General features: G+C 48.2%; 19 protein-coding genes. 12 read left to right on the top strand and 7 right to left on the bottom strand.

The genetic code is table 11. The features are described 5' to 3' along the window. Positions 1-40 precede the first annotated feature (40 nt). Complete coding sequence (locus tag XMG59_RS00600) at positions 41-1,438, top strand: dihydrolipoyl dehydrogenase (RefSeq protein ID WP_173480939.1); 1,398 nt, start codon at positions 41-43, stop codon at positions 1,436-1,438. On the opposite strand, the gene XMG59_RS00595 is transcribed toward XMG59_RS00600, so the two are convergent. Next, on the bottom strand, positions 1,435-1,827 hold the full coding sequence (locus XMG59_RS00595) for a hypothetical protein (protein WP_173480940.1): 393 nt from the start codon (positions 1,825-1,827) through the stop codon (positions 1,435-1,437). The genes XMG59_RS00600 and XMG59_RS00595 overlap by 4 nt on opposite strands. A 138-nt stretch (positions 1,828-1,965) precedes the next feature. On the opposite strand from XMG59_RS00595, the gene XMG59_RS00590 reads away from it, so the two are divergent. From XMG59_RS00590 to XMG59_RS00570, 5 genes are all read left to right on the top strand, one after another. Then, complete coding sequence (locus XMG59_RS00590; RefSeq protein ID WP_173498036.1) at positions 1,966-2,601, top strand: TetR/AcrR family transcriptional regulator; 636 nt, start codon at positions 1,966-1,968, stop codon at positions 2,599-2,601. After that, positions 2,582-3,559, top strand: coding sequence for an MDR family oxidoreductase (locus XMG59_RS00585; protein WP_173498035.1), 978 nt, complete (start codon positions 2,582-2,584; stop codon positions 3,557-3,559). The genes XMG59_RS00590 and XMG59_RS00585 overlap by 20 nt, the downstream gene beginning before the upstream one ends. A gap of 3 nt (positions 3,560-3,562) precedes the next feature. Continuing rightward, the gene (locus XMG59_RS00580) at positions 3,563-4,177 is read left to right on the top strand and encodes a DsbA family protein (RefSeq protein WP_173498034.1); all 615 of its coding nucleotides are present in this window, start codon (positions 3,563-3,565) and stop codon (positions 4,175-4,177) included. Positions 4,178-4,288: 111 nt separating this feature from the next. Continuing rightward, complete coding sequence (locus tag XMG59_RS00575) at positions 4,289-4,729, top strand: YeeE/YedE family protein (protein WP_173498033.1); 441 nt, start codon at positions 4,289-4,291, stop codon at positions 4,727-4,729. After that, the gene (locus tag XMG59_RS00570) at positions 4,729-5,199 is read left to right on the top strand and encodes a YeeE/YedE family protein (RefSeq protein ID WP_173498032.1); all 471 of its coding nucleotides are present in this window, start codon (positions 4,729-4,731) and stop codon (positions 5,197-5,199) included. Before XMG59_RS00575 ends, XMG59_RS00570 begins: the two co-directional genes overlap by 1 nt. 7 nt (positions 5,200-5,206) lie before the next feature. On the opposite strand, the gene XMG59_RS00565 is transcribed toward XMG59_RS00570, so the two are convergent. Further along, positions 5,207-7,036 (bottom strand): ABC transporter ATP-binding protein, encoded by a 1,830-nt coding sequence (locus XMG59_RS00565; protein WP_173498031.1) that lies wholly within the window; start codon positions 7,034-7,036, stop codon positions 5,207-5,209. Positions 7,037-7,158: 122 nt separating this feature from the next. Between XMG59_RS00565 and XMG59_RS00560 the strand changes: the two genes are divergently transcribed. The 3 genes from XMG59_RS00560 to XMG59_RS12240 all read left to right on the top strand — a co-directional run bounded on the left by XMG59_RS00560 (position 7,159) and on the right by XMG59_RS12240 (position 9,878). Continuing rightward, positions 7,159-7,785: a TetR family transcriptional regulator C-terminal domain-containing protein gene (locus XMG59_RS00560; RefSeq protein WP_173482499.1), complete on the top strand. Its 627-nt coding sequence runs from the start codon at positions 7,159-7,161 to the stop codon at positions 7,783-7,785. Positions 7,786-7,861: 76 nt separating this feature from the next. Beyond that, positions 7,862-8,518 (top strand): response regulator transcription factor, encoded by a 657-nt coding sequence (locus XMG59_RS00555; RefSeq protein WP_173480948.1) that lies wholly within the window; start codon positions 7,862-7,864, stop codon positions 8,516-8,518. A gap of 1 nt (position 8,519) precedes the next feature. Further along, complete coding sequence (locus XMG59_RS12240) at positions 8,520-9,878, top strand: ATP-binding protein (RefSeq protein ID WP_173482500.1); 1,359 nt, start codon at positions 8,520-8,522, stop codon at positions 9,876-9,878. A 1-nt stretch (position 9,879) separates the two neighbouring features. Here the strand turns inward: XMG59_RS12240 and guaD are convergent, their stop codons facing one another. The 4 genes from guaD to XMG59_RS00530 are packed head-to-tail and all read right to left on the bottom strand — an operon-like array spanning position 9,880 to position 15,603. After that, positions 9,880-11,166: a guanine deaminase gene (gene guaD, locus XMG59_RS00545; RefSeq protein WP_217363653.1), complete on the bottom strand. Its 1,287-nt coding sequence runs from the start codon at positions 11,164-11,166 to the stop codon at positions 9,880-9,882. Further along, on the bottom strand, positions 11,163-11,942 hold the full coding sequence (gene xdhC / locus XMG59_RS00540; RefSeq protein ID WP_173483962.1) for a xanthine dehydrogenase accessory protein XdhC: 780 nt from the start codon (positions 11,940-11,942) through the stop codon (positions 11,163-11,165). The genes guaD and xdhC overlap by 4 nt, the downstream gene beginning before the upstream one ends. Continuing rightward, the gene (gene xdhB / locus XMG59_RS00535) at positions 11,939-14,215 is read right to left on the bottom strand and encodes a xanthine dehydrogenase molybdopterin binding subunit (RefSeq protein ID WP_173483963.1); all 2,277 of its coding nucleotides are present in this window, start codon (positions 14,213-14,215) and stop codon (positions 11,939-11,941) included. The genes xdhC and xdhB overlap by 4 nt, the downstream gene beginning before the upstream one ends. Further along, positions 14,212-15,603, bottom strand: a complete 1,392-nt coding sequence (locus XMG59_RS00530; protein WP_173483964.1) for a xanthine dehydrogenase small subunit — start codon at positions 15,601-15,603, stop codon at positions 14,212-14,214. Before XMG59_RS00530 ends, xdhB begins: the two co-directional genes overlap by 4 nt. Before the next feature lie 174 nt (positions 15,604-15,777). Between XMG59_RS00530 and XMG59_RS00525 the strand changes: the two genes are divergently transcribed. The 3 genes from XMG59_RS00525 (at position 15,778) to XMG59_RS00515 (ending at position 18,887) form a co-directional block, all read left to right on the top strand. Beyond that, positions 15,778-17,142, top strand: coding sequence for an 8-oxoguanine deaminase (locus XMG59_RS00525; RefSeq protein WP_173483965.1), 1,365 nt, complete (start codon positions 15,778-15,780; stop codon positions 17,140-17,142). 9 nt (positions 17,143-17,151) lie between these two features. Next, positions 17,152-17,646 (top strand): xanthine phosphoribosyltransferase, encoded by a 495-nt coding sequence (gene gpt, locus XMG59_RS00520; protein ID WP_173483966.1) that lies wholly within the window; start codon positions 17,152-17,154, stop codon positions 17,644-17,646. A gap of 206 nt (positions 17,647-17,852) precedes the next feature. Next, complete coding sequence (locus XMG59_RS00515) at positions 17,853-18,887, top strand: diguanylate cyclase (protein ID WP_173498030.1); 1,035 nt, start codon at positions 17,853-17,855, stop codon at positions 18,885-18,887. On the opposite strand, the gene XMG59_RS00510 is transcribed toward XMG59_RS00515, so the two are convergent. Further along, a complete protein-coding gene (locus XMG59_RS00510; RefSeq protein WP_173498029.1) occupies positions 18,884-20,314 on the bottom strand; it encodes a sigma-54 dependent transcriptional regulator in 1,431 nt (476 codons plus the stop codon). The genes XMG59_RS00515 and XMG59_RS00510 overlap by 4 nt on opposite strands. Positions 20,315-20,336 lie beyond the last annotated feature (22 nt).

The raw sequence follows: 20,336 nt of genomic DNA, 5'->3' as shown, positions 1-20,336 counted from the left end.
CATTAGAATTATCTAATATTAATCAATTAAAGGGGCTTTCATGTCGAATCGCAAAGTCGATACCGTCATCATTGGTGCTGGAACGGCTGGTTTATACGCTCTTTCAGAAGTCAAAAAGAGCGGTCGTTCCTGGCTGTTGATTCAGGGTGGTGAAGATGGAACCACTTGCGCTCGCGTTGGCTGCATGCCTTCGAAAGTACTGTTAAAAACCGCTGAGTTATTCAGTAGTAGAGATCAGTTTGAAAGCCAAGGTATTTTAGGCAGCTCGCATCTTGAGTTGGATCCTGTCGCTGTAATGACGCACCTTAGGAAGATGCGCGACATGTTCACAAATGGTGTACGCGGACGCACCACTGAGAGAATGGATGATAACCATTTAATCCGTGGTTATGCTGAATTCACAGGTAAAAATAGCCTTAGGGCTAACGGCCAAGATATCACGTTTAATAATGCTATCGTCGCTACTGGGTCATCCCCTGTTATACCTAAACCTTGGCAGGACTTTGCTAACCTATACACGACAGACACTTTTTTTGAGATCGAGAAACTCCCCTCATCAATTGCCATCATAGGGATGGGTGCTATAGGCCTAGAAATGGGTCAAGCTTTAAGTCAATTGGGTGTTCGTGTTGCAGGTTTTGATCAAGCTCAAACGGTTGCCGGAATTCAAGATAATGAACTACTCGAGGATGCACTAGAATCACTATCCACGTATTTCCCAATCCACCTTGGGGAGCCCGTGACCCTTAATCAAAATGATTCTGGCGGTGTCAATGTTATATGCAACGGCATTGAAGAGTCGTTTGATGCGGTCTTGCTCGCACTGGGTCGACGCTCAAACAGTTTGAAAATGAACCTTGAAGCAGCGGGAGCAGCTATCTTAGATGGACAGGTGAGCTTTAATGAGCAGACAATGGGCGTCGAGGGTACATCACTTTATATTGCAGGTGATGCAACCTCAGAACGCGCGGTTATGCATGAAGCTGCTGATGAAGGTCTGATTGCAGGCTATAACGCTAATCAAACAACCGCTAAAAGGTTTAAACGCAAAACAGCGCTTGGCATTGTCTTTACACAGCCAAACATTGCACGTGTCGGCAATTTAGTCGAGGATGAAACGACTCTCTCTTCTCTCGTTAAACTGACAGCTAACGGGCGAGCAAAGGTTAAACACGCCACTGTTGGCGGTATAAAGATAATCGCAGATAGAGAGACAGGGACTATTAGAGGGGCCGAGATTGTCTCGGTTGATGGTGAGCATCTGGCCCATTTAATGGCCTGGGCGATTGAGCAAAAACAGACAGCAATGCAGCTATCCAAAATGCCGACATACCATCCTGTGGTCGAAGAGGCTCTATCAGCCTGTATCGACTCACTCACTCATCAATTAAATCCTAACAAGAGCATAGCCGAGCAAAAATTAAGCATTTTGGATTAATGGGTTGTTCTATGCAGTTCAGATACCCTCTCCTCTAGGGTTTGGGTATCTATCTGCATCAACAGATCCCAGCTTAAGCGGCGGTACTTGTAAGTCGGTAGTTTAAAGCCATATTCATCAAGAATGTGCCCATTCATAATCGATGGCTGTGAGCGGTAGTCGGCCCATATTTTACCGGGGCAGTTTGGATCAAAACGAAAATTGATCTGAAGTGCGAATTTCGCTCCCTCGCCATTCACCCATGAAGATATAGTCGTCAGGATATCTTTACCATCTTCATCGATCTGCTCCGTGATCCATACATCGTTCAGGTTACATTGGCTGTTAGTTAAGCTATCAACATTAAAAACCGCTTGATCCGTTAGCGACTCACAGATTTGTCTATTCATAAGCACCTCTAAATTCGTCCAATATCTCTGTTGATCAATTTAGCCAATCATTAAGCAATCAGCGTGCCAACTTTATTCATTTAAAGAGGGATAGAACTGATTGACGCTCTAGACCGATCGGTCTAGTATGGTTAAAAAATGGCCAAACACTTTGATATGAACGATTTAAGCGCTAAAGAGAAACTGCTACGTATAGGCACCGAGCTAATGACCTCACAGGGTTTTGCTTCAACGCCGCTCGACAAGCTACTTAAACAGTCCGGGGTACCAAAGGGCTCTTTCTATCACCACTTTGGTTCTAAAACTGGCTTTGGGTTAGCGGTAATCGAAAGTTACAACGAATTCTTTAAGCATAAACTGAATAAGCAGTTTCTAAATGCCGATCTATCCCCTATTGAGCGATTAAAAGCCTTTGTTACCTCCGCCGCTAATGGGATGCAGAAGTACAACTTTCAACGAGGCTGTTTGATTGGCAATTTAGGGCAAGAGATCAGCGCGTTGGATGATGATTTTCGAAATGCGATTGAATCGATTTTTAATCAATGGGCTGGCTTAACACGCGATCTATTTGAACTAGGTAAACAAGCGGGCCAAGTTGATCGAAGTGCCGATTCTTCTCAACTCGCCCAAGCGTTTTGGATCGGTTGGGAAGGTGCTGTGTTGCAAGCAAAACTTCAGCAGTCAGCCACCCCGCTCTACCTGTTTTTTAATCAATTTATATCCAGTCGAACCTTTCTAGAGGAGTATCCATTCGATGAAAGCCATTCTCATTAACAAAGACGAAACAGCTGGTTACACCTGCAAACTCTCTGAGGTAGATGAAGCGCAGCTTCCAGAGGGTGATGTTCTGGTGCAAGTTGAGTACTCAACCCTTAACTATAAAGATGGTTTAGCCATTACGGGTAAAGCGCCTGTAGTCCGTCGTTTTCCAATGGTTGCCGGAATTGATTTTGCTGGCACAGTTATCGAAAGCACAAACAGTCGTTTCCAAGCCGGCGATCAAGTCATTTTGAATGGCTGGGGTGTTGGCGAAACCCACTGGGGTGGTCTAGCAGAGAAAGCGCGAGTGAAAGCCGATTGGCTAATCAAGAAACCTGAAGCACTCAGCGCAGCCCAAACAATGGCCATTGGCACGGCAGGTTACACTGCAATGCTCTGTGTACAAGCGATTCAATCAGCAGGTATTACACCCGAGTCGGGTACGGTGCTAGTGACCGGGGCGAATGGCGGTGTCGGTAGCTTTGCGCTTCGCATTTTGAAACAACTTGGGTACACCACCTGTGCATCAACAGGACGCTCTGAAGAGGCCGAGTATCTTAAAACGTTGGGTGCATCTGAAATTATTGATCGTGCCGAGCTCTCTGAGCCGGGAAAACCTCTGCAAGCTGAACGCTGGGCAGCGGTTATCGATAGCGTGGGCAGTCATACTTTGGCGAATGCCTGTGCTCAAACCCAATGGGGTGGCGCTGTGGCTGCCTGTGGCCTGGCACAGGGCATGGATCTGAAAATGACCGTTGCACCGTTCATCTTACGTGGTGTATCTCTATTGGGTGTCGACAGTGTGATGCAACCCATCGCTCAGCGTGAATCCGCTTGGGCGGCTCTTGCAGAGATTATCAATCAAGATGACCTTAACACCATGACCAACGAGATCACTCTAGATCAGGTCATCGAAACAGGGGCTGCTCTACTGGAAGGTAAAGTGCGTGGCCGCGTTGCAGTGAAGATTTAAATCATGGAAAACAGATCACTCATCTATGTTATGGACCCCATGTGCTCCTGGTGCTGGGCCTTTTCAAAGACGTTAGAAAACTGGCTGCAACAGCATCCCGATCTCGACGTACTTTGGGTGATGGGTGGTCTGGCACCAGACTCTGATGAGCCTATGCCGCAATCGATGCGTGAGGCGATCGCATCGACCTGGCAACGGATTGAGTCTCAAACAGGTACTCGCTTCAACTACGATTTTTGGACTCGCAATACACCAAGACGTTCAACCTACCCTAGCTGTCGAGCCGTCATAGCGGCAGGTGAGCTTCATCCAGAGGGTCGGCAATTGATGAGCCAAGCCATTCAAAAGGCCTACTATTTGGATGCTAAAAACCCCTCTGAAACAAGCACCCTGCTTGAGTGCGCAGAATCGATTGGGCTTGATGCTAGCCAGTTCGCTGAATTACTCAGCAGCGATAGGATAGAATCAAAACTGAACAGTGAACTGGAGTTTTGTAGAACCCTTGGCATTCAAGGATTTCCTGCCCTACTTCTGGTCAACGACGAGGCGGTAATACCCTTAGCCTTAGGTTATTCAACCCTCGATAAAATCGAGAAGCGTTTCCGAGAGACGCAATAAGCGTTCAATATCATCTAAGACTCTAACCCTTTAATCTACCAAACTTCTAGCTAAAACGACTCATCTCCATTAGCATTATCGATCGCGAAATTTCAGACTCTTTTATTACCCATGGAAATTATTAATTTCACACCTTACAGTGCACTCCTTGGTGGTGCCTTAATTGGCCTGTCGGCTGCCGTTCTTCTGCTTTTTAAAGGGAGGATAGCGGGTATTTCAGGGATAGCCGGTGGTGTTATTCTTCCCGAAAAAGGTGATATCCCATGGCGTATTCTATTTTTAGTCGGCTTAGTTGTAGGCGGGGTGCTTTACCAATTATTGGGCATCTCACCTGGTGTAGAGAGCATTCAGCCCGTTACTGGAAAAGTGGGTTTGATCCTTGCCGGTCTTTTGGTCGGCATCGGCTCAGCACTTGGCACTGGCTGTACCAGCGGCCATGGCATATGTGGTTTGGCTCGTAGAAGCTTTAGATCTCTTGTAGCAACGCTGATCTTTATGCTGACAGCGATGATAACAGTGTTCATTGTTCGCCATCTTGTAGGGGGCGCTTAATGAACATTAAATCCTTACTAGTCGCTTTGATATCAGGCACCCTATTTGGTCTTGGTCTCTCTGTAGCCCAGATGATCGATCCCGCCAAGGTGGTCAACTTTCTTGACGTTACAGGGCAATGGGACCCCTCATTAGCCTTTGTCATGGCAGGAGCCTTAGCTGTAAACATAGTGGCTACACCCTTGATTCTAAAGCGAAATAAACCGGTCTGCGACACACTATTCAGAACACCACTTAAGGAACAGATTGATCGCCGCCTGATACTTGGCGCGGCTCTGTTTGGCGTGGGTTGGGGAATCGCTGGCTACTGCCCAGGCCCAATGATCACCGCGGTCAGCTTTGTTAACAGTGATATTTTGATCGTGTTAACAGCTTACGTTATCGGCACACTGTTAACACGCCTGTGGATGCGCAAACGAAAATCACACCTGTCTGAGCAAGAGCGACAAGCTCAATCCTGTATTGAGTAGTAGATATTTACTCTAAACCCAGGAAACCGCCGGTTTGATGGGCCCAGAGTTGCGCATAGATCCCACCGGAATTGAGTAGCTCTTGGTGTGTCCCCTGCTCCACAATTTGCCCTTCATCGATCACAATCAGTCGATCCATTGCTGCAATGGTTGATAGACGGTGCGCAATGGCGATGACGGTCTTACCTTGCATCAATTGGTAAAGACTCTCTTGAATAGCGGCCTCCACTTCAGAGTCCAAGGCGGACGTTGCTTCGTCTAGGACCAAAATAGGCGCATCTTTAAGCAGCACACGCGCGATGGCGATGCGCTGACGCTGCCCGCCGGACAGTTTGACGCCACGTTCACCCACTTGCGCATCCAAACCACGATTACCCTCAGGGTCTGTTAGGTCATTAACGAACAGATCCGCTTGAGCCTGCTTTAAGGCTTTCAACAGCTCCTCCTCACTGGCATCAGGGCGTCCATAGAGAATGTTCTCGCGAATCGTTCGGTGCAGTAGAGATGTATCTTGAGTGACCATGCCAATCTGCGCTCGAAGCGAGTCTTGCGTCACATCGGTAATGTCGACACCGTCAATTTTAATCTGACCAGAATGCAGGTCGTAAAACCTCAACAGGAGATTAACCAGCGTTGATTTACCGGCACCTGAGCGCCCCACAATACCGACTTTCTCTCCCGGATTGATGTGTAAGCTCAATTTATTCAGCACAGGCTTTTCGACATCATAGTTGAACTGAATCGCATCAAACTCAATCTCGCCATTCACGAGCGCCAATTCAGACGCGTCAGGCTTGTCAATGATATCGATCGGTTTAGAGAGCGTTCTCATGCCGTCAACTGAGCTTCCGATATTCTCAAACAGCATGCTGATCTCCCACATAATCCAGTGAGAGATGCCACTTAATCGCAGAGAGAGACTCACCGCGATCGCTATCGCACCCACTGTAACAATTGAGTCTGACCAGAGATAAATGGAAACGCCGGCAACACTAAAGGTCAGAAGGTAATTGATGAGGTTAACCAGCACGTTAAACCCGGTCCCTAAGCGCATTTGGCTGTAGACCGTTTTTAGGAAGTCATCCATGCTCTCTTTGGCATAATCTGACTCACGCTGAGTGTGGGCAAACAGCTTTACCGTGCTTATGTTGGTGTAGCTGTCGACAATACGGCCTGTCATCACTGAACGAGCATCGGCCTGCTCAGTCGCAACCCGCTTTAACTTAGGAATAAAAAAGAGTTGAATGCCGATGTAGCAGATCAACCAAACCAGCATGGGAATCATTAGGCGCCAGTCTGATTGAGCCACCAGCACCAACATACTGATAAAGTAGACCAGCACATAGACCATCACATCCAAGAGTTTCATCACTGCTTCCCTAACGGAGAGCGCTGTCTGCATCACTTTGGTCGCTATACGACCCGCAAAGTCATTCTGATAGAAGCTGACACTCTGTTTAAGCAGGTATCGGTGAGACAGCCAGCGAATCGCCATTGGATAATTACCCAACAGTGATTGGTGCATCACCAAAGAGTGGATTAGCGTTAGCAACGGGAACAGGATCAATAGCACAGCTGCCATCATCCAGAGTTCTGAGCTCTTTTCAGAGAGCAACTCAGCTGGTGTCATGGTCGAAATCCAGTCAACCAAATCACCCATAAAACTGAATAGAACCGCCTCTAGAATCGCAATGGAAGCGGTACTTAACGACAGGATTAACAGCGGAATCTCAAACCCTTTGGTATAAAAACGCATGAACGCAAACAGCGTTGAAGGGGGCTGTAATTCACCCTGTTCTGGGTAGGGCTGAGTAAAACGCTCAAAGAGTCGAAACACAGTAAAAACCTTAAGCTAACAGATTGAGATCGGTAAAAACTTGACCCACAAGATCAAGTCGTTAGAGTAACAGAACAGCCCATCAAACGGGTGGTATTTATACCCTTCAGTAGAGATCTACTATGAACCAAGATTCAAACACCGGCGCCATTCGTCAACGTAACCGCCAACTCATTATTAACGCTGCGGTACGTGAATTTGCCCAAAAAGGATTTTCAGGCACCACCGTTCAATCCATAGCGGATAGAGCCGAGCTTCCAAAGCCCAATGTACACTACTACTTTGGCTCTAAAGAGGCTCTCTACCAAGAGGTGTTAACACACATTCTTTCACTTTGGGATGGATCCCTCGATCTACTGGTCGCCGAAGATGATCCTAAAGCCTTCATCACGGAATATATCTCTAAAAAGATCACCTTTTCACGCGAAAACCCAGAAGCTTCGCGTATCTTTGCAGCGGAAGTGATCAACGGCGCACCGCATATGAAAAAACGCTTCGGTAAGCAGTACCATGAGTGGTTTACCGGCCGTTGTGACATCATCAAACAGTGGCAATCAACAGGCAAGGTTAATCCTGACCTCTCTGCAGAGCATCTACTCTTTATCATCTGGGCATCTACCCAACACTACGCCGATTACGAACTTCAAGTGAAGGCCGCTCTGGGGCAAAGACGACTCAATTTAGAGGTCTATGATCAGGCTGAGAAAACGCTAACGGCATTGGTTCTTGCAGGTATGCAGATCAGCTAAACGCCTTAGTTAAGGTTGTTTTCATTCTCTTTTGGCCCAATAACCAAATTGAGCATTCACTACCAGGGAGCTGGCCATGCGCGTACTACTCGTCGAAGATGAATTGGCATTAGCTAACGCTTTAACAGAGCATCTGGAGCTGTCAGGCATGGCAGTTGATGGTTTCGATCATTTGCGCCAAGCCGAAACCGCTCTACTAACAACAGAGTACGATATTGTTCTTCTCGATCTACAGCTGGTAGACGGCGATGCCATCCCATGGCTTAAAAAGCGTCGCCAAGCAGGCCTTACAACCCCTGTCATCATCCTGACAGCGCGTGATCAAATCAGCGATCGAATTGCCGGTCTTGATGCCGGTGCCGATGACTATGTGATCAAGCCTTACGATTTGGATGAGGTCAATGCCAGAATTCAGGCGGTAACACGCCGAGGAGCCGGATTAGCGACCAATGCGGTCACCTTTGGTCGAATCACAGCCGACCTTCAAAAACACTCACTGCAGGTCGACGAGCAAGATGTCGAGCTGACGGCTCGTGAGTGGAGTATCTTAGAAACACTGATTAAACGACCCGGACACATTGTCAGCAAAGAGCAGATCGAAGATCGTCTCTACGCCTTTGGACATGAGGTAGAGAGTAATACCGTCGAGGTCTACATCAGTCGTTTACGCAAGAAACTGGGTAAAGAGCTGATTAAAACGGCACGTGGCCTTGGCTACCGTTTAGAGGCCTAGCGTGTTTCTAAAACCCAAAACCTTAGCCGCTCAGCTCGGCGTACAAATTGCACTGAGCTTGGTGCTGGTTTGGTTATTGGCAACGGTGGTCGCGCTATGGGTACTCGTTAAGGAGCTCAATTCAACCTACGATCAAAGCCTAAAAGAGACCGCACAACGTGTTTTGCCTCTCGCTATATCCGACTACCGACTTAACCAATTCGGCCTGCTTGATCTAAGACCTGAGCTAAGCTTACTGGGCACGCTCAATCTAAGCGTTGGTCCAAGAATTTTGGGCGATCAACCCGAATACCTGATGTATCAACTGCGTGACTTTAAGGGGCGAATACTGGTGCGTTCGAATAATGCGCCCATGACGCCAATGCTTGATAGTTTGCAGACAGGCTTTACCCATGGCAAAAATTTCAGCATTTATACAGCTTCATCGCTAGATGGTCGCTACCATCTTCAGGTCGCGGAGACCGTCGATCACCGCTACGGCGTCCTATTTGATACCGCCCTGCTCTTTTTACTGGTCTTTACCATTGCGCTACCATTGAGCGTTTTGCTGGTCTACATCGCAGTGAGACGACGTTTAGTGCCCGTTCAACAGTTTGCTGAGAATATGGCGACACGTAGCGGCAGTAATTTAGAGCCAATCGCACAAGCTGAGCTACCACAGGACTTTTTAGAGGTTCAAAGGGCCACTAATGCCCTACTTGATCGACTTAGAACCGCTCTGGTAGCGGAGCGTGAGTTTGCGGCCAACAGTGCACATGAGTTAAGAACCCCACTGGCTGTAGCGTCCGTTCAACTGCAGAGACTCTCTGATGAGCTTGGTTCGACGGATCAAGCTGAGCGACTCAAGATTGTTCAATCCAGCTTAGCACGCCTAACTCGTCTGATTGATAAGCTGCTTCAATTAGCGCGCGCTGAATCGGTAACCCTATACAAGGGTGAGCCAACCAATCTTGAGCTCATCGTTAAGATGATTGCCCGTGAGCTAGACCCTCGTAATGATCGAGTCGAAATCATCAGCGAATCACCGCCACTGTTAGATATCGATCCTGACGCCTTAGCCGTCATACTCAGTAACCTAGTCGAAAACGGCTTGAAGTATGCGCCCAATGAGAGCCCTGTCATCATCCGATTAGAGTCGAACGGTGCCTTTAGTGTTGAGAATTTGGCACCCGATTTAGCGCCAGAAGATCTAAACGGATTGAAGCAGAGGTTTGTTCGCGGTAATCAGAGATCTCAACCAGGCAGCGGCTTAGGCTTGGCCATAGTCGGTGCTATGGTTGATCAGTTAAATGGCGATCTGGATTTAAAAATCGCTGGAGAAGGTCGCGGCAAGCGGTTGATAGTAAAAGTAAAGATATAACCTAAAGGGCAGGCTCGCCCATCACATAGGTCTGTGCGATTGATCGATCATCCCCCAGAATAGAGAGTGCAAATAAGACATCTTCAATCTGATCAGCCCGTTTCATCCGCTCTTCGATCACCGGTGTAGAGGCCAAGTCGAGCAACACCATATCGGCCTCAAACCCTTCTGCTAAAGCGCCAATTCGATCATCCAGCCCCAATGCCTTAGCACCGGCCAGAGTGGCCATATAGAAGGCTTCTAAAGGTTTAAGAAGATGTCCCGCCATCTGCTGAATTTTATAGGCGTCACCTTGGGTGCTCAGCATAGAGAGCGACGTACCACCCCCAACATCAGTACCCATAGTCACATTAACGCCAGCCTGTTGCAGACGCTTCAAAGGAAATAACCCCGATCCTAAGAAAAGATTGGAGGATGGGCAGTGACAAATAGCGGAGCCACAGTCATGAAGACGTTGCATCTCAGCGTCATTGAGGTGAATGCCGTGAGCAAACACCGAACGATCGGTCACGAGTCCAAAGTGATCATAGGTATCTAAATAGCCCTGGCGATCAGGAAATAACTCCCCTACCCATGCGATCTCATCGACATTCTCAGAGAGATGGGTGTGTAGGTAGACATCACTATTCTCTTTCATTAGAGCACCAGCGACCTCTAATTGCGCGTCGGTCGATGTGGGTGCAAAGCGAGGTGTTACCGCGTAACCCAACCGTCCACTACCACGCCATTTGTCAATTAACGAACAGGAGTCGTCATAGGCCGATTGAGGGGTATCACACAGATCATCTGGTGCATGCCGATCCATTAAAACCTTGCCGCTGACCATACGTAGATTACGACGCAGGGATTCTGCAAAAAAGGCATCCACTGAGTTAACCGAAGAGGTCGCAAACACCAGTGCGGTTGTCGTGCCGTTCGCCAATAACTGATCGAGAAACCGTCCAGCCTGCTCAGTCGCGTAATCGATATCGCGATACTTTAATTCAACAGGGAAGGTGTATCGATTCAACCAATCCAAGAGTTGAGTCCCGTAAGCACCGATCATTTCAAGTTGTGGGTAGTGAACATGGGTATCGATAAAGCCAGGAATCAGCAGATGCCCAGGACGATGCTCGATTTGAAGATCAGAGGGGATATGCGCTCTTAGATCAGTGTAACAGCCTACCCGTTTAATCAACCCATCGACTATCCAGATAAGCCCATCTGAGTGATAGAACCACCCTTCATCCTCTTTAGGTTGAGAAGTACAACTCAGGATCTGACAACGTAAGGCCCAGGATTGACTCATAATTCACCCCGCTGTTGCTGCAGCCGAGTCATGACATCAGCCGCAACTGAAATCGCAATCTCTACCGGCAATTTAGTATGCAAATTGTGCAAGCCTATAGGCGAGTGAATGGAGTCAATGACTTCCTGAGCAATACCCCGCTGAGCAAGACGCTGTCTGAATTTCAATGCCTTAGTTTCTGAGCCTATCATGCCAGTATAGGTCGGCAGACCTCCATCGATAGCTGCCAGTAGAAGATCCAGATCCAGTTGATGATCATGGGTCATAATCAACATCCACGCATCATTCGGAATATCTCGCGCCACATCAATTGGATCTCGTTCAATGCGGGTCACACCATCAGGAATAGGCTGAACAAAGAGTTCATCTCGGTCATCGACCCAGTTAACGGCAAAATGCAGCTGCGCGAGCAAGGGCACTAACGCTTGAGCTATGTGACCGGCACCAAATAGGTAAAGAGGCTGTAGAGAGGTATTAAAAACCTCAAACAGCACCCTAACCTCTCCACCGCAGCACTGCCCAAGATTACCGGCCAGAGTGTACTCAAGTTCGTGCAGACCATCTTTCTGCTCTGTCAGTAGCTGTCGTGCGAATTCAATCGCCTGATGCTCAAGATTACCACCACCGAGTGAATCCACAGTGGCGTTACTGGTGACCAACATCTTGGCACCTGACGAACGTGGACTGGAGCCTCTCTCACCGACCTGTGTGATTAAAACAACCGGTTGCCCCCGCTTTAACAGCTCAGCAAGTTTGTAGCTCCAACGTTGAATCACAGAGAGTCCTCAAGGGTAGTAATGGCGTTTAAAATGGCCTCAGGGGTTGCCGGTGCATCTAAGGTAGGCGATATACCATAGCCGGAAATACTCGAAATTGCATCGCGAATTGCACACCAGACAGAGATGCCAAGCATAAAGGGTGGCTCACCGACTGCTTTAGATCTTGCTATGGTTGCCGCACTGTTCGGTTTATCCAGCAGTTCGATACTTAGCTTAGTGGGTCGATCACTAATCGCTGGGATCTTATAAGTAGCTGGGGAGTTTGTCAGTAGACGCCCTTCGTCATCCCACTTAAGCTCCTCACTGGTTAACCAACCCGCTCCCTGAATAAACCCTCCCTCTATCTGACCCTTGTCCAAGGCTGGATTCAATGAGTTACCCGTATCGTGCAATATATCGACACGCTCGATATGAGTGGCGCCCGTTAATCGGTCAATAATGACCTCCGAACAGGCGGCCCCATTAGCGTAGTAGAGAAATGGGTTGCCTTGTGCAGAAGCTCTGTCATACCAGATATTGGGCGTTTTGTAGAAGCCTGTGGCAGAGAGCTGAACACGATCCATATAGGCCGCTTTTACAGCCTCGGCAAACGTGATTGAACTGGCACCCCAGCTCAACAGCCCCTGTTTGAATTCAATCTCTTCGGCATTAATCGATTCGCGATTGGCAATGAATTCTGCAATCCGACTTTTCAGTGTGGTCGCTGCGTCATGGGCTGCCATACCATTCATGTCGCTACCGCTTGAAGCAGCCGTCGGTGACGTGTTGGGAACCTTGTCAGTTCGAGTGCTGCTCATCTTCACTCGATCGATCTCAATGCCCAATACTGAGGCAACCACTTGAGCCACTTTAGTGTAAAGTCCCTGCCCCATCTCAGTACCCGCCTGACTGACCAGAACGGAACCGTCTGTATAGATGTGAACAAGCACGCCCGCTTGATTGAGATGCTTAACGGTAAAGGAGATACCAAACTTGACCGGGGTTAACGCCAGCCCTTTAAGATAACGAGATGAGGCTAAGTTATGTTTAGCAATTTTCTGTCGACGACGGTCATAGTCAGCACTCTCTCTAAGGCGGGTCATGATCTCCCGCAGCGTTGTTCCGTCGACGGTTTGACCATAGTGTGTCTGCTGACCTGAATAGAGGTTCTTAAGCCGTGTATCTAAAGGATCCTGTTTACAGGCGCGTGCAATATCATCCAACATCGCTTCAGCCGTGATGACCCCCTGAGGCCCACCAAAGCCACGAAACGCCGTGTTAGAAACCTTATCGGTTCGCCAACGCTCACCACTGATTTTAGCAGCTGGGTAATAGTAGGCGTTGTCACTGTGGAACATCGCGCGATCCACAATGGCATCACTTAGATCTGGAGAGCAGCCACAGTCGCCATTAATGTCGATCTGTACCGCTTCGATTTGACCATCACTACGGAATCCCACTTGATATTGGTTGATAAAGGGGTGACGTTTCCCCGTTACCGTCATATCCGTTGATCTAGGTAGACGAAGCTTTACCGGTTTACCTAGCTTGTGCGCCGCCAGTGACGCTAAACAAGCCCAAGGAGCTGCTTGCGTCTCTTTACCTCCAAAGGCGCCTCCCATGCGTCGTACTTCAACGACAACCTCGTGGAATGGAAGGCCCAACACTTCAGAGACAAGGGTTTGCACCTCAGTCGGGTGCTGCGTAGAGCAGAGAAGATGCATACCCCCCTCCTCTGTTGGCACTGCTAAAGAGGCCTGCCCTTCAAGATAGAGATGTTCTTGGCCACCAATTCGCAATTCGCCAGAGACCTGATGTTCAGATGTGTCCATTGTGGACAGATCGCCTCTCTGCATCACATGAGGAGGACGTACTCGATACGCGTGGGACTTTGCATCTTCAATAGAGAGGATTGGCTTAGACTCTTCGTATTGAACCTCAGCCAATAATGCCGCAGAGCGTGCTTGCTTCTCATCAGTAGCTACTACGAGAAAGATCGGTTGACCATGAAAAAGCACATCGCCATCTACTAAAAGCGGGTCACCCGGAAAGACAGGACCAATATCTTTTATTCCAGGAATATCCCTGGACGTCAGCACGGTAATAACACCTGGAGCCTCTTGCACTGCACTCAGATCCATCGATAACAGACGGCCTCGGGAGATAGATGCTTGCCCGATGGCAGCAAACAGGGTGCCTTCAGGTAAGGGAGTATCATCTACGTATCGTGCTCTACCCGTCACATGCAACAACGCACTGTCGTGAGTGACTGAAACGCCTACAGGTTTCATACTGACTCCTTCGCACTGATTAGATGGAAGTGAATGACACGGGCACAGGCTTTGAGGCGATAATCAGCGCTGGCCCTGAGGTCTGATAGAGGCGTTAACTCGCCTAACGCATCAGTGACCTGATCAAGGGTAATGGATGAGGGGGCTGTACCTTCAAAAGCGGCCATAACACCCAGTGCCAAAACCGGAGTGGCTGCCATACCCCCTAACCCTATGCGCAATGAGGTTAACCGTCCCTCATGCATCCTGTAATGAGTCGCTACAGCGACGGCAGAGATATCATCATCCAGGCGCTTGGACACCTTCTCAAAATGCACTTGGGCCTGATCAGCAAGGTTGAAGTTAATCTGACTGATCACCTCATCCGAACTCAACGCGGTCTGCTTATAGCCTAAGAAGAAATGTTTTAGCGCAACCCTTCGCTCTTGTTGAACAGAGCTCAAAACCAACTCTGCATCTAAAGCGAGCATCAACGGAGCTAAATCGCCAATTGGAGAGGCATTTCCGATAGAACCACCCAAGGTCGCGCGATTACGGATCTGTTGTGATGCAAATCGACTGAGCAGCTGATCAAGAGCATTAAAATCAGACGCTTTTGCATGATCTTTAATTCGACTCAAAGTGACCGCTGCACCGACTGACCAGTGGCCACCCACAATAGTTAATTGATGTAAGGCGGCAACTCTGTCAGTACTAATAAGCGTCTCGACCTGTTCAAGCCCCTGAGTCGCCCGCAGCATACAATCAGTACCACCGGATAACAAAATGGCCTCTGGATGTTCCGATTTTAATTCACAAAGCGCCTCTAATGTTCGAGGTTGATGGAAACCGGCAACGGATGCCGTTGAGTGTTGTAACTGCTTTAGGGAATGGATTAACTCAACTTCACATTGAGCAAATCGATCATGGCTGCAATCGGCCAATTGAACCGCTTTAACAATGGGTGAATAGCCGGTGCATCGACAAAGATTGCCGCCTAGGGCTTCATCGATCGCCTCCACATCAGGATTGGATTCGTGCTTTTTCAATGCAAGTGCAGAAAGAATGAACCCTGGGGTGCAAAATCCACACTGCGATGCGTGCTGCTCTATAAATGCCTGTTGCAGTGGGTGTAGATCATCGCCTTGCGCTAGATCTTCAATCGTAATCAGCGCTTTACCAGCCAACTCAGCAGCCGGCATCAAACAGCTATTGACCGCCTCATACTTAAGCCTTTTATTATCATCTAAAGAGACAAGCACAACCGTACAGGCACCGCAGTCACCAGAGGCACACCCCTCTTTGGTCCCTGTGAGACGTTTAGATTCACGCAGGAATTCCAATAGAGTCTCGGTATTGGAAAGCGGACTATCCTGCTCAATGGAACCATTTTTCCAGTAACTGATCATATGAATGCTGCCTGAAGGGTCATATATAATAGACTTATTGTGCTAAAACCTAACCAAGTGGTCAAATAAATAAACTGACCTTGAAGTTAATTTTTATTTGATTTTTGAGTCAAATATTGGGTTCAATAGACGACTATTTTTCAATTATTAACAAGCTTTGAGATCCGCCAAAGTATGACAGACAATCTTCGCATCTGGTTATCCAATCCATTAGCCATCTACACGGGAAACGATGAGGATGCTTCTGGCGGTATTGTTGTCAGTGGCAAGACGATCGTAGAGCTGGTTGCCAAGGGTGAAACACCCGTTAATATTGATCAAACGATTGATGTCAGTGATCAGGTTCTGATTCCCGGTCTGATTAACACCCACCACCATTTCTATCAGACACTGACTCGCGCACTGCCCGCAGTGCTCAATAAAGAGCTTTTTCCTTGGCTTCAGACGCTCTACCCTGTCTGGGCCAATTTAGATCCTGAGGTTCATCGTGCCGCCACAAAACTGGCACTGGCCGAGTTACTGTTGTCCGGCTGCACAACCGCTTCTGATCACCACTATCTGTTCCCAGCCAATCTTACTGATGCCATTGATCATCAAGTTGAAATCGGCCGTGAGATGGGTGTGCGTATGGCGATGACCCGAGGCTCTATGAGTTTGGGCCAAGATCAAGGTGGATTACCGCCTAATACCGTGGTTCAAACAGAAGATGAGATCTTGCAGGATTCTGAACGCCTAGTCTCTCGCTATCACGACAGCGAACCCTATTCGATGTCACAAATCGCCTTAGCACCCTGTTCTCCCTTCTCTGTGACGACCGAGTTGATGCGTGACACGGCCAGTCTGGCCAAACAACTCAATGTACGACTCCATACGCACCTAGCAGAGACCATCGACGAGGAGAACTTCTGTGAACGCTCTTTAGGAATGCGAACGGTAGATTACCTAGAGTCTGTTGGTTGGCTATCCAGTAACACTTGGTTGGCGCACGGCATACATTTTAATGACGAAGAGATTGCCCGATTGGGTAAAGCTGGCGTCGGAGTCTGTCACTGCCCAAGCTCGAATATGATGCTGGCATCGGGCATTGCTAAAGTGAAGGAGCTTGAAGCGGCCGGTTCACCGGTAGGTTTGGGCGTCGATGGTTCTGCGTCGAACGATTGCTCGAATATGATTCAAGAAGTTCGCCAAGCCATGTACATCCAGCGCCTGCGTTACGGATCCTCTGCGGTCACCCATTTTGACGCCTATCGTTGGGGTACCAAAGGCTCAGCGCAGGTATTAGGCCGTAACGATATAGGTGAGCTCGCGGTGGGCAAAGCAGCCGACCTAGCTCTATTTAAGCTTGATGAGCCGCGCTTTAGCGGTGCTCACGATCCATTAGCCGCCCTGCTGTTGTGTGGGGCACATCGCGCAGAAGCCGTAATGGTGAATGGCGAGTGGCGCGTTAAGGCTGGTGAGTTAGTCGGTCAAGATATTGAACAGATCATGCATGAACATAAAGAGGCTGCTAATACGCTTGCGGCTCGTACGATTTCTTAGGAGAAGATAATGACACCCTTCAGCAAAGACTTTCCCGTAAGCTGGGATGAACTGCACCGAAATGCACGTGCACTGAGCTGGCGCCTTCTAGAACAAGGGCCTTGGAATGGCATTATTGCCATCACTCGCGGCGGCTTAGTACCAGCAGCCATCCTAGCTCGAGAGATGGATATTCGCATGATCGATACGATCTGTGTCCTTAGCTACTCAAACTCAGACAGTGGTGAAGCTTCTGTTCAGGGGCAGATAGAGGTACTAAAAGGCATTGAAGGTGATGGCGAGGGGATGATTTTGGTCGATGACCTGGTTGATACCGGCCGCACCGCAAAATACGTTCGCGAAATGCTTCCTAAAGCACACTTTGCAACACTCTATGCAAAACCGGCTGGCAAACCACTGGTTGATACCTTTATTACTGAGGTCAGCCAAGATACTTGGATTCGTTTCCCTTGGGATATGGTGCAAACCTTTGCACAACCACTATCAGAAGTTATCGATAAGTAACTGATTTTAAATAAAGTATTATTTTGATTGGACGTTCTATTTTACACAAATAAAACGTCTTAAAAAATCCTGCAAAATCAAAATCCTCTGCTAGGCTTAAGCTTTCATTATGTTTGGAAGGGTTTTGTATGGGTTTTAGTTACCTAGTTTCCTGCCTATCTTTGTTACTCATTAGCCAACCTCTTTGGGCTAATGAGAGCTCTCTAATGGCTGAGATAAGACTCCACCCCGTCATCTTTTTAGTCTCTGTTACACTTATCATCATTGTGCTGGCCACAATGACTCGAACCCTGCAGCTATTTCGTTCACGTGGACATAAGCAGTTTAGACAGCTTAAGCGTAAGCGTCACAAGACACAGCGACATCTTGCCATCATCGACAAACACATCTTAATGGTAAATACCGCCCCAAACGGCAAGGTGACTAAGGCATCTAGCGCCTTTTGCGATCACACGGGATATACAAAAGAACAACTTAAATCAGGCACATTAGCTCGTTTAATTCCAGACGAAAACAGCGCACGCCTTTTGCAACAACGATATCAAGAGGCAAGTCAGAAAGGGGTCGTGAGTGTTGAAACCCAAGAGAAAAATGCCTACGGTGGACTCTATTGGGTCAAGCTTCAGATCGAGCCTCAATACGACCGAAACGCTAATCTGATTGGATTCACCGAGATTCGCGAAGACATTTCGACTCAGAAAAAACTGGAAGAGCTATGGATGACGGACCAGTTAACCGGCCTCTACAATCGTTCGAGGCTAGATGAGCTATTTGAAGCAGAGCTGCGACGTGCAAACCGATACGGCACTCAATTTTCGCTGTTGCTGTTAGATATTGATCACTTCAAACAGATCAATGATACCCACGGGCATCTTGTAGGCGATGACGTTCTCTATGCCGTCGCTAACCTACTTCAGAATAATATTCGTGATGTGGATATATTGGGTCGCTGGGGCGGTGAAGAGTTTATGATCATTTTACCCAACACCAACCAATCTGAAGCGTTGATTCTTGCAGAAAAACTTAGAAACACACTAAGAGATCACCCATTCACACCCGTGAGTAAGGTAACGGCTAGTATCGGTATCAGTAGTTTTATTGCCGGTGTCGAAGCAGATGAGCTATTTAAACGGGCGGATGATGCGCTCTATCGAGCCAAAGCAAAAGGAAGGGATCGGGTAGAGTTAGGCATGGTCAGCATACCTAACCCTAATGAACAGAGTCGCGATCGCAGCGCTTAACTCCAACCCTTTATTTTGCGGTAGAGTGTAGAGGGGCTAACCTCAAGTAACGCGGCCGCTTTAGGGACATTGCCTTTACAGAGTTTGACGGCATTTTCGATGATTTTTCGCTCTAATACATCCAGAGGTTCAATCTCGTCTAAACTCTGAGCCATCACTTTCGAATAGGGTTTAGACTTCTTAGCGGATTTACTCGTTTGAACCTCTTCTGGCTCTTCTGTTTTGACGGGTTGTGGTGCCACAATCTCCTGCAGCGAATTTAACGGGGCCGGGAAATCGGCCACACCGACCATACCCCCCTCGTTTAATACAACGACATTACGAATCACATTCTGAAGTTCGCGGACATTACCTGGCCAGTGGTACTCCAGCAGTCTACGCTTAGCTTCATCTTCAAAGCCCTCGAAATACTTGGTCTCTTCACGCGCGTAACGGTTAAGGAAGAATTCGGCAATCATTAGAATATCATCACCGCGATCCCGTAACGGCGGCAGGTGAACAGGAATCACATGCAGGCGATAGTAGAGATCCTCTCTAAAACGACCCGCTTGCACCTCAACCAGAGGGTCTCGGTTCGTTGCGCAGATGAATCGAACATCGACCACCTCATCTGAATTACTTCCTACTTTTTGGATAATGCCGGTCTGAATGAATCGTAGCAATTTGGTTTGCAAATCAAGACTCATTTCACCAATTTCATCTAGAAAAAGTGTACCGCCATTGGCTTTGCTGGCTGCGCCCTCACGATTGGCACTGGCCCCAGTAAACGCACCCTTCACATGGCCAAAGATCTCACTCTCCATAAGATCTTTAGGAATAGCGGCACAGTTAATAGCAACGAAAGGACCTTCAGAACGCGCGCTCTGCTTATGCAGGGCTTCTGCAGTGAGCTCTTTACCTGAGCCACTCTCCCCTGTCACAAAGACAGATGCCTTACTGGGGCCCGCACGCTCGATAAGATGATACATATCTTGCATCGCAGGACTGGCACCAATAAAGCTATGGAAGGTCTCACGCTCCCTCTTCTCTGCCAAATCGACAGGAGCAAAGTTGAGTTTTGCCACCTGTGCAAATGCTGAGCTGATCGCTACCTTTAGTCGACGCGCATCAAAAGGTTTTTCTAGAAAATCATAGGCGCCTAAACGAATGGCATCGACGGCCACATCGATCGAGCCATGCGAGGTCATAATGATCACCAAAGAGTTAATCTGATGCTCAATAATTCGTTTAAGAAGCTCAAAGCCATCACCATCAGGCAGGCGCAGATCCAGAAGAACGACCTGATAAACCTTGGAATCAAGTGCGGTGTGAGCTTCAGCCAGTGTGGCGGCGGCATCAACTAATACCCCCTCCTTCTCAACGTACTGTGCATAGATACGTCGCAGACTGGCACTGTCTTCAACAATTAATACTTGATTCTGAGACATCAGAAATTTCCTCAATTAACTC

Source organism: Marinobacterium sp. xm-g-59 (genome assembly GCF_013283315.1).
Classification (GTDB): domain Bacteria; phylum Pseudomonadota; class Gammaproteobacteria; order Pseudomonadales; family Balneatricaceae; genus Marinobacterium_E.
This window is presented reverse-complemented; position numbering and strand designations above follow the sequence as displayed.

Excerpts from the sequence above, each read along its gene's own strand:
- XMG59_RS00600 (WP_173480939.1), top strand. The coding sequence starts at position 41 with ATGTCGAATCGCAAAGTCGATACCGTCATCATTGGTGCTGGAACGGCT.
- XMG59_RS00595 (WP_173480940.1), bottom strand. The coding sequence starts at position 1,827 with ATGAATAGACAAATCTGTGAGTCGCTAACGGATCAAGCGGTTTTTAAT.
- XMG59_RS00590 (WP_173498036.1), top strand. The coding sequence starts at position 1,966 with ATGGCCAAACACTTTGATATGAACGATTTAAGCGCTAAAGAGAAACTG.
- XMG59_RS00585 (WP_173498035.1), top strand. The coding sequence starts at position 2,582 with ATGAAAGCCATTCTCATTAACAAAGACGAAACAGCTGGTTACACCTGC.
- XMG59_RS00580 (WP_173498034.1), top strand. The coding sequence starts at position 3,563 with ATGGAAAACAGATCACTCATCTATGTTATGGACCCCATGTGCTCCTGG.
- XMG59_RS00575 (WP_173498033.1), top strand. The coding sequence starts at position 4,289 with ATGGAAATTATTAATTTCACACCTTACAGTGCACTCCTTGGTGGTGCC.
- XMG59_RS00570 (WP_173498032.1), top strand. The coding sequence starts at position 4,729 with ATGAACATTAAATCCTTACTAGTCGCTTTGATATCAGGCACCCTATTT.
- XMG59_RS00560 (WP_173482499.1), top strand. The coding sequence starts at position 7,159 with ATGAACCAAGATTCAAACACCGGCGCCATTCGTCAACGTAACCGCCAA.
- XMG59_RS00555 (WP_173480948.1), top strand. The coding sequence starts at position 7,862 with ATGCGCGTACTACTCGTCGAAGATGAATTGGCATTAGCTAACGCTTTA.
- guaD (WP_217363653.1), bottom strand. The coding sequence starts at position 11,166 with ATGAGTCAATCCTGGGCCTTACGTTGTCAGATCCTGAGTTGTACTTCT.
- xdhB (WP_173483963.1), bottom strand. The coding sequence starts at position 14,215 with ATGAAACCTGTAGGCGTTTCAGTCACTCACGACAGTGCGTTGTTGCAT.
- XMG59_RS00530 (WP_173483964.1), bottom strand. The coding sequence starts at position 15,603 with ATGATCAGTTACTGGAAAAATGGTTCCATTGAGCAGGATAGTCCGCTT.
- XMG59_RS00525 (WP_173483965.1), top strand. The coding sequence starts at position 15,778 with ATGACAGACAATCTTCGCATCTGGTTATCCAATCCATTAGCCATCTAC.
- gpt (WP_173483966.1), top strand. The coding sequence starts at position 17,152 with ATGACACCCTTCAGCAAAGACTTTCCCGTAAGCTGGGATGAACTGCAC.
- XMG59_RS00515 (WP_173498030.1), top strand. The coding sequence starts at position 17,853 with ATGGCTGAGATAAGACTCCACCCCGTCATCTTTTTAGTCTCTGTTACA.
- XMG59_RS00510 (WP_173498029.1), bottom strand. The coding sequence starts at position 20,314 with ATGTCTCAGAATCAAGTATTAATTGTTGAAGACAGTGCCAGTCTGCGA.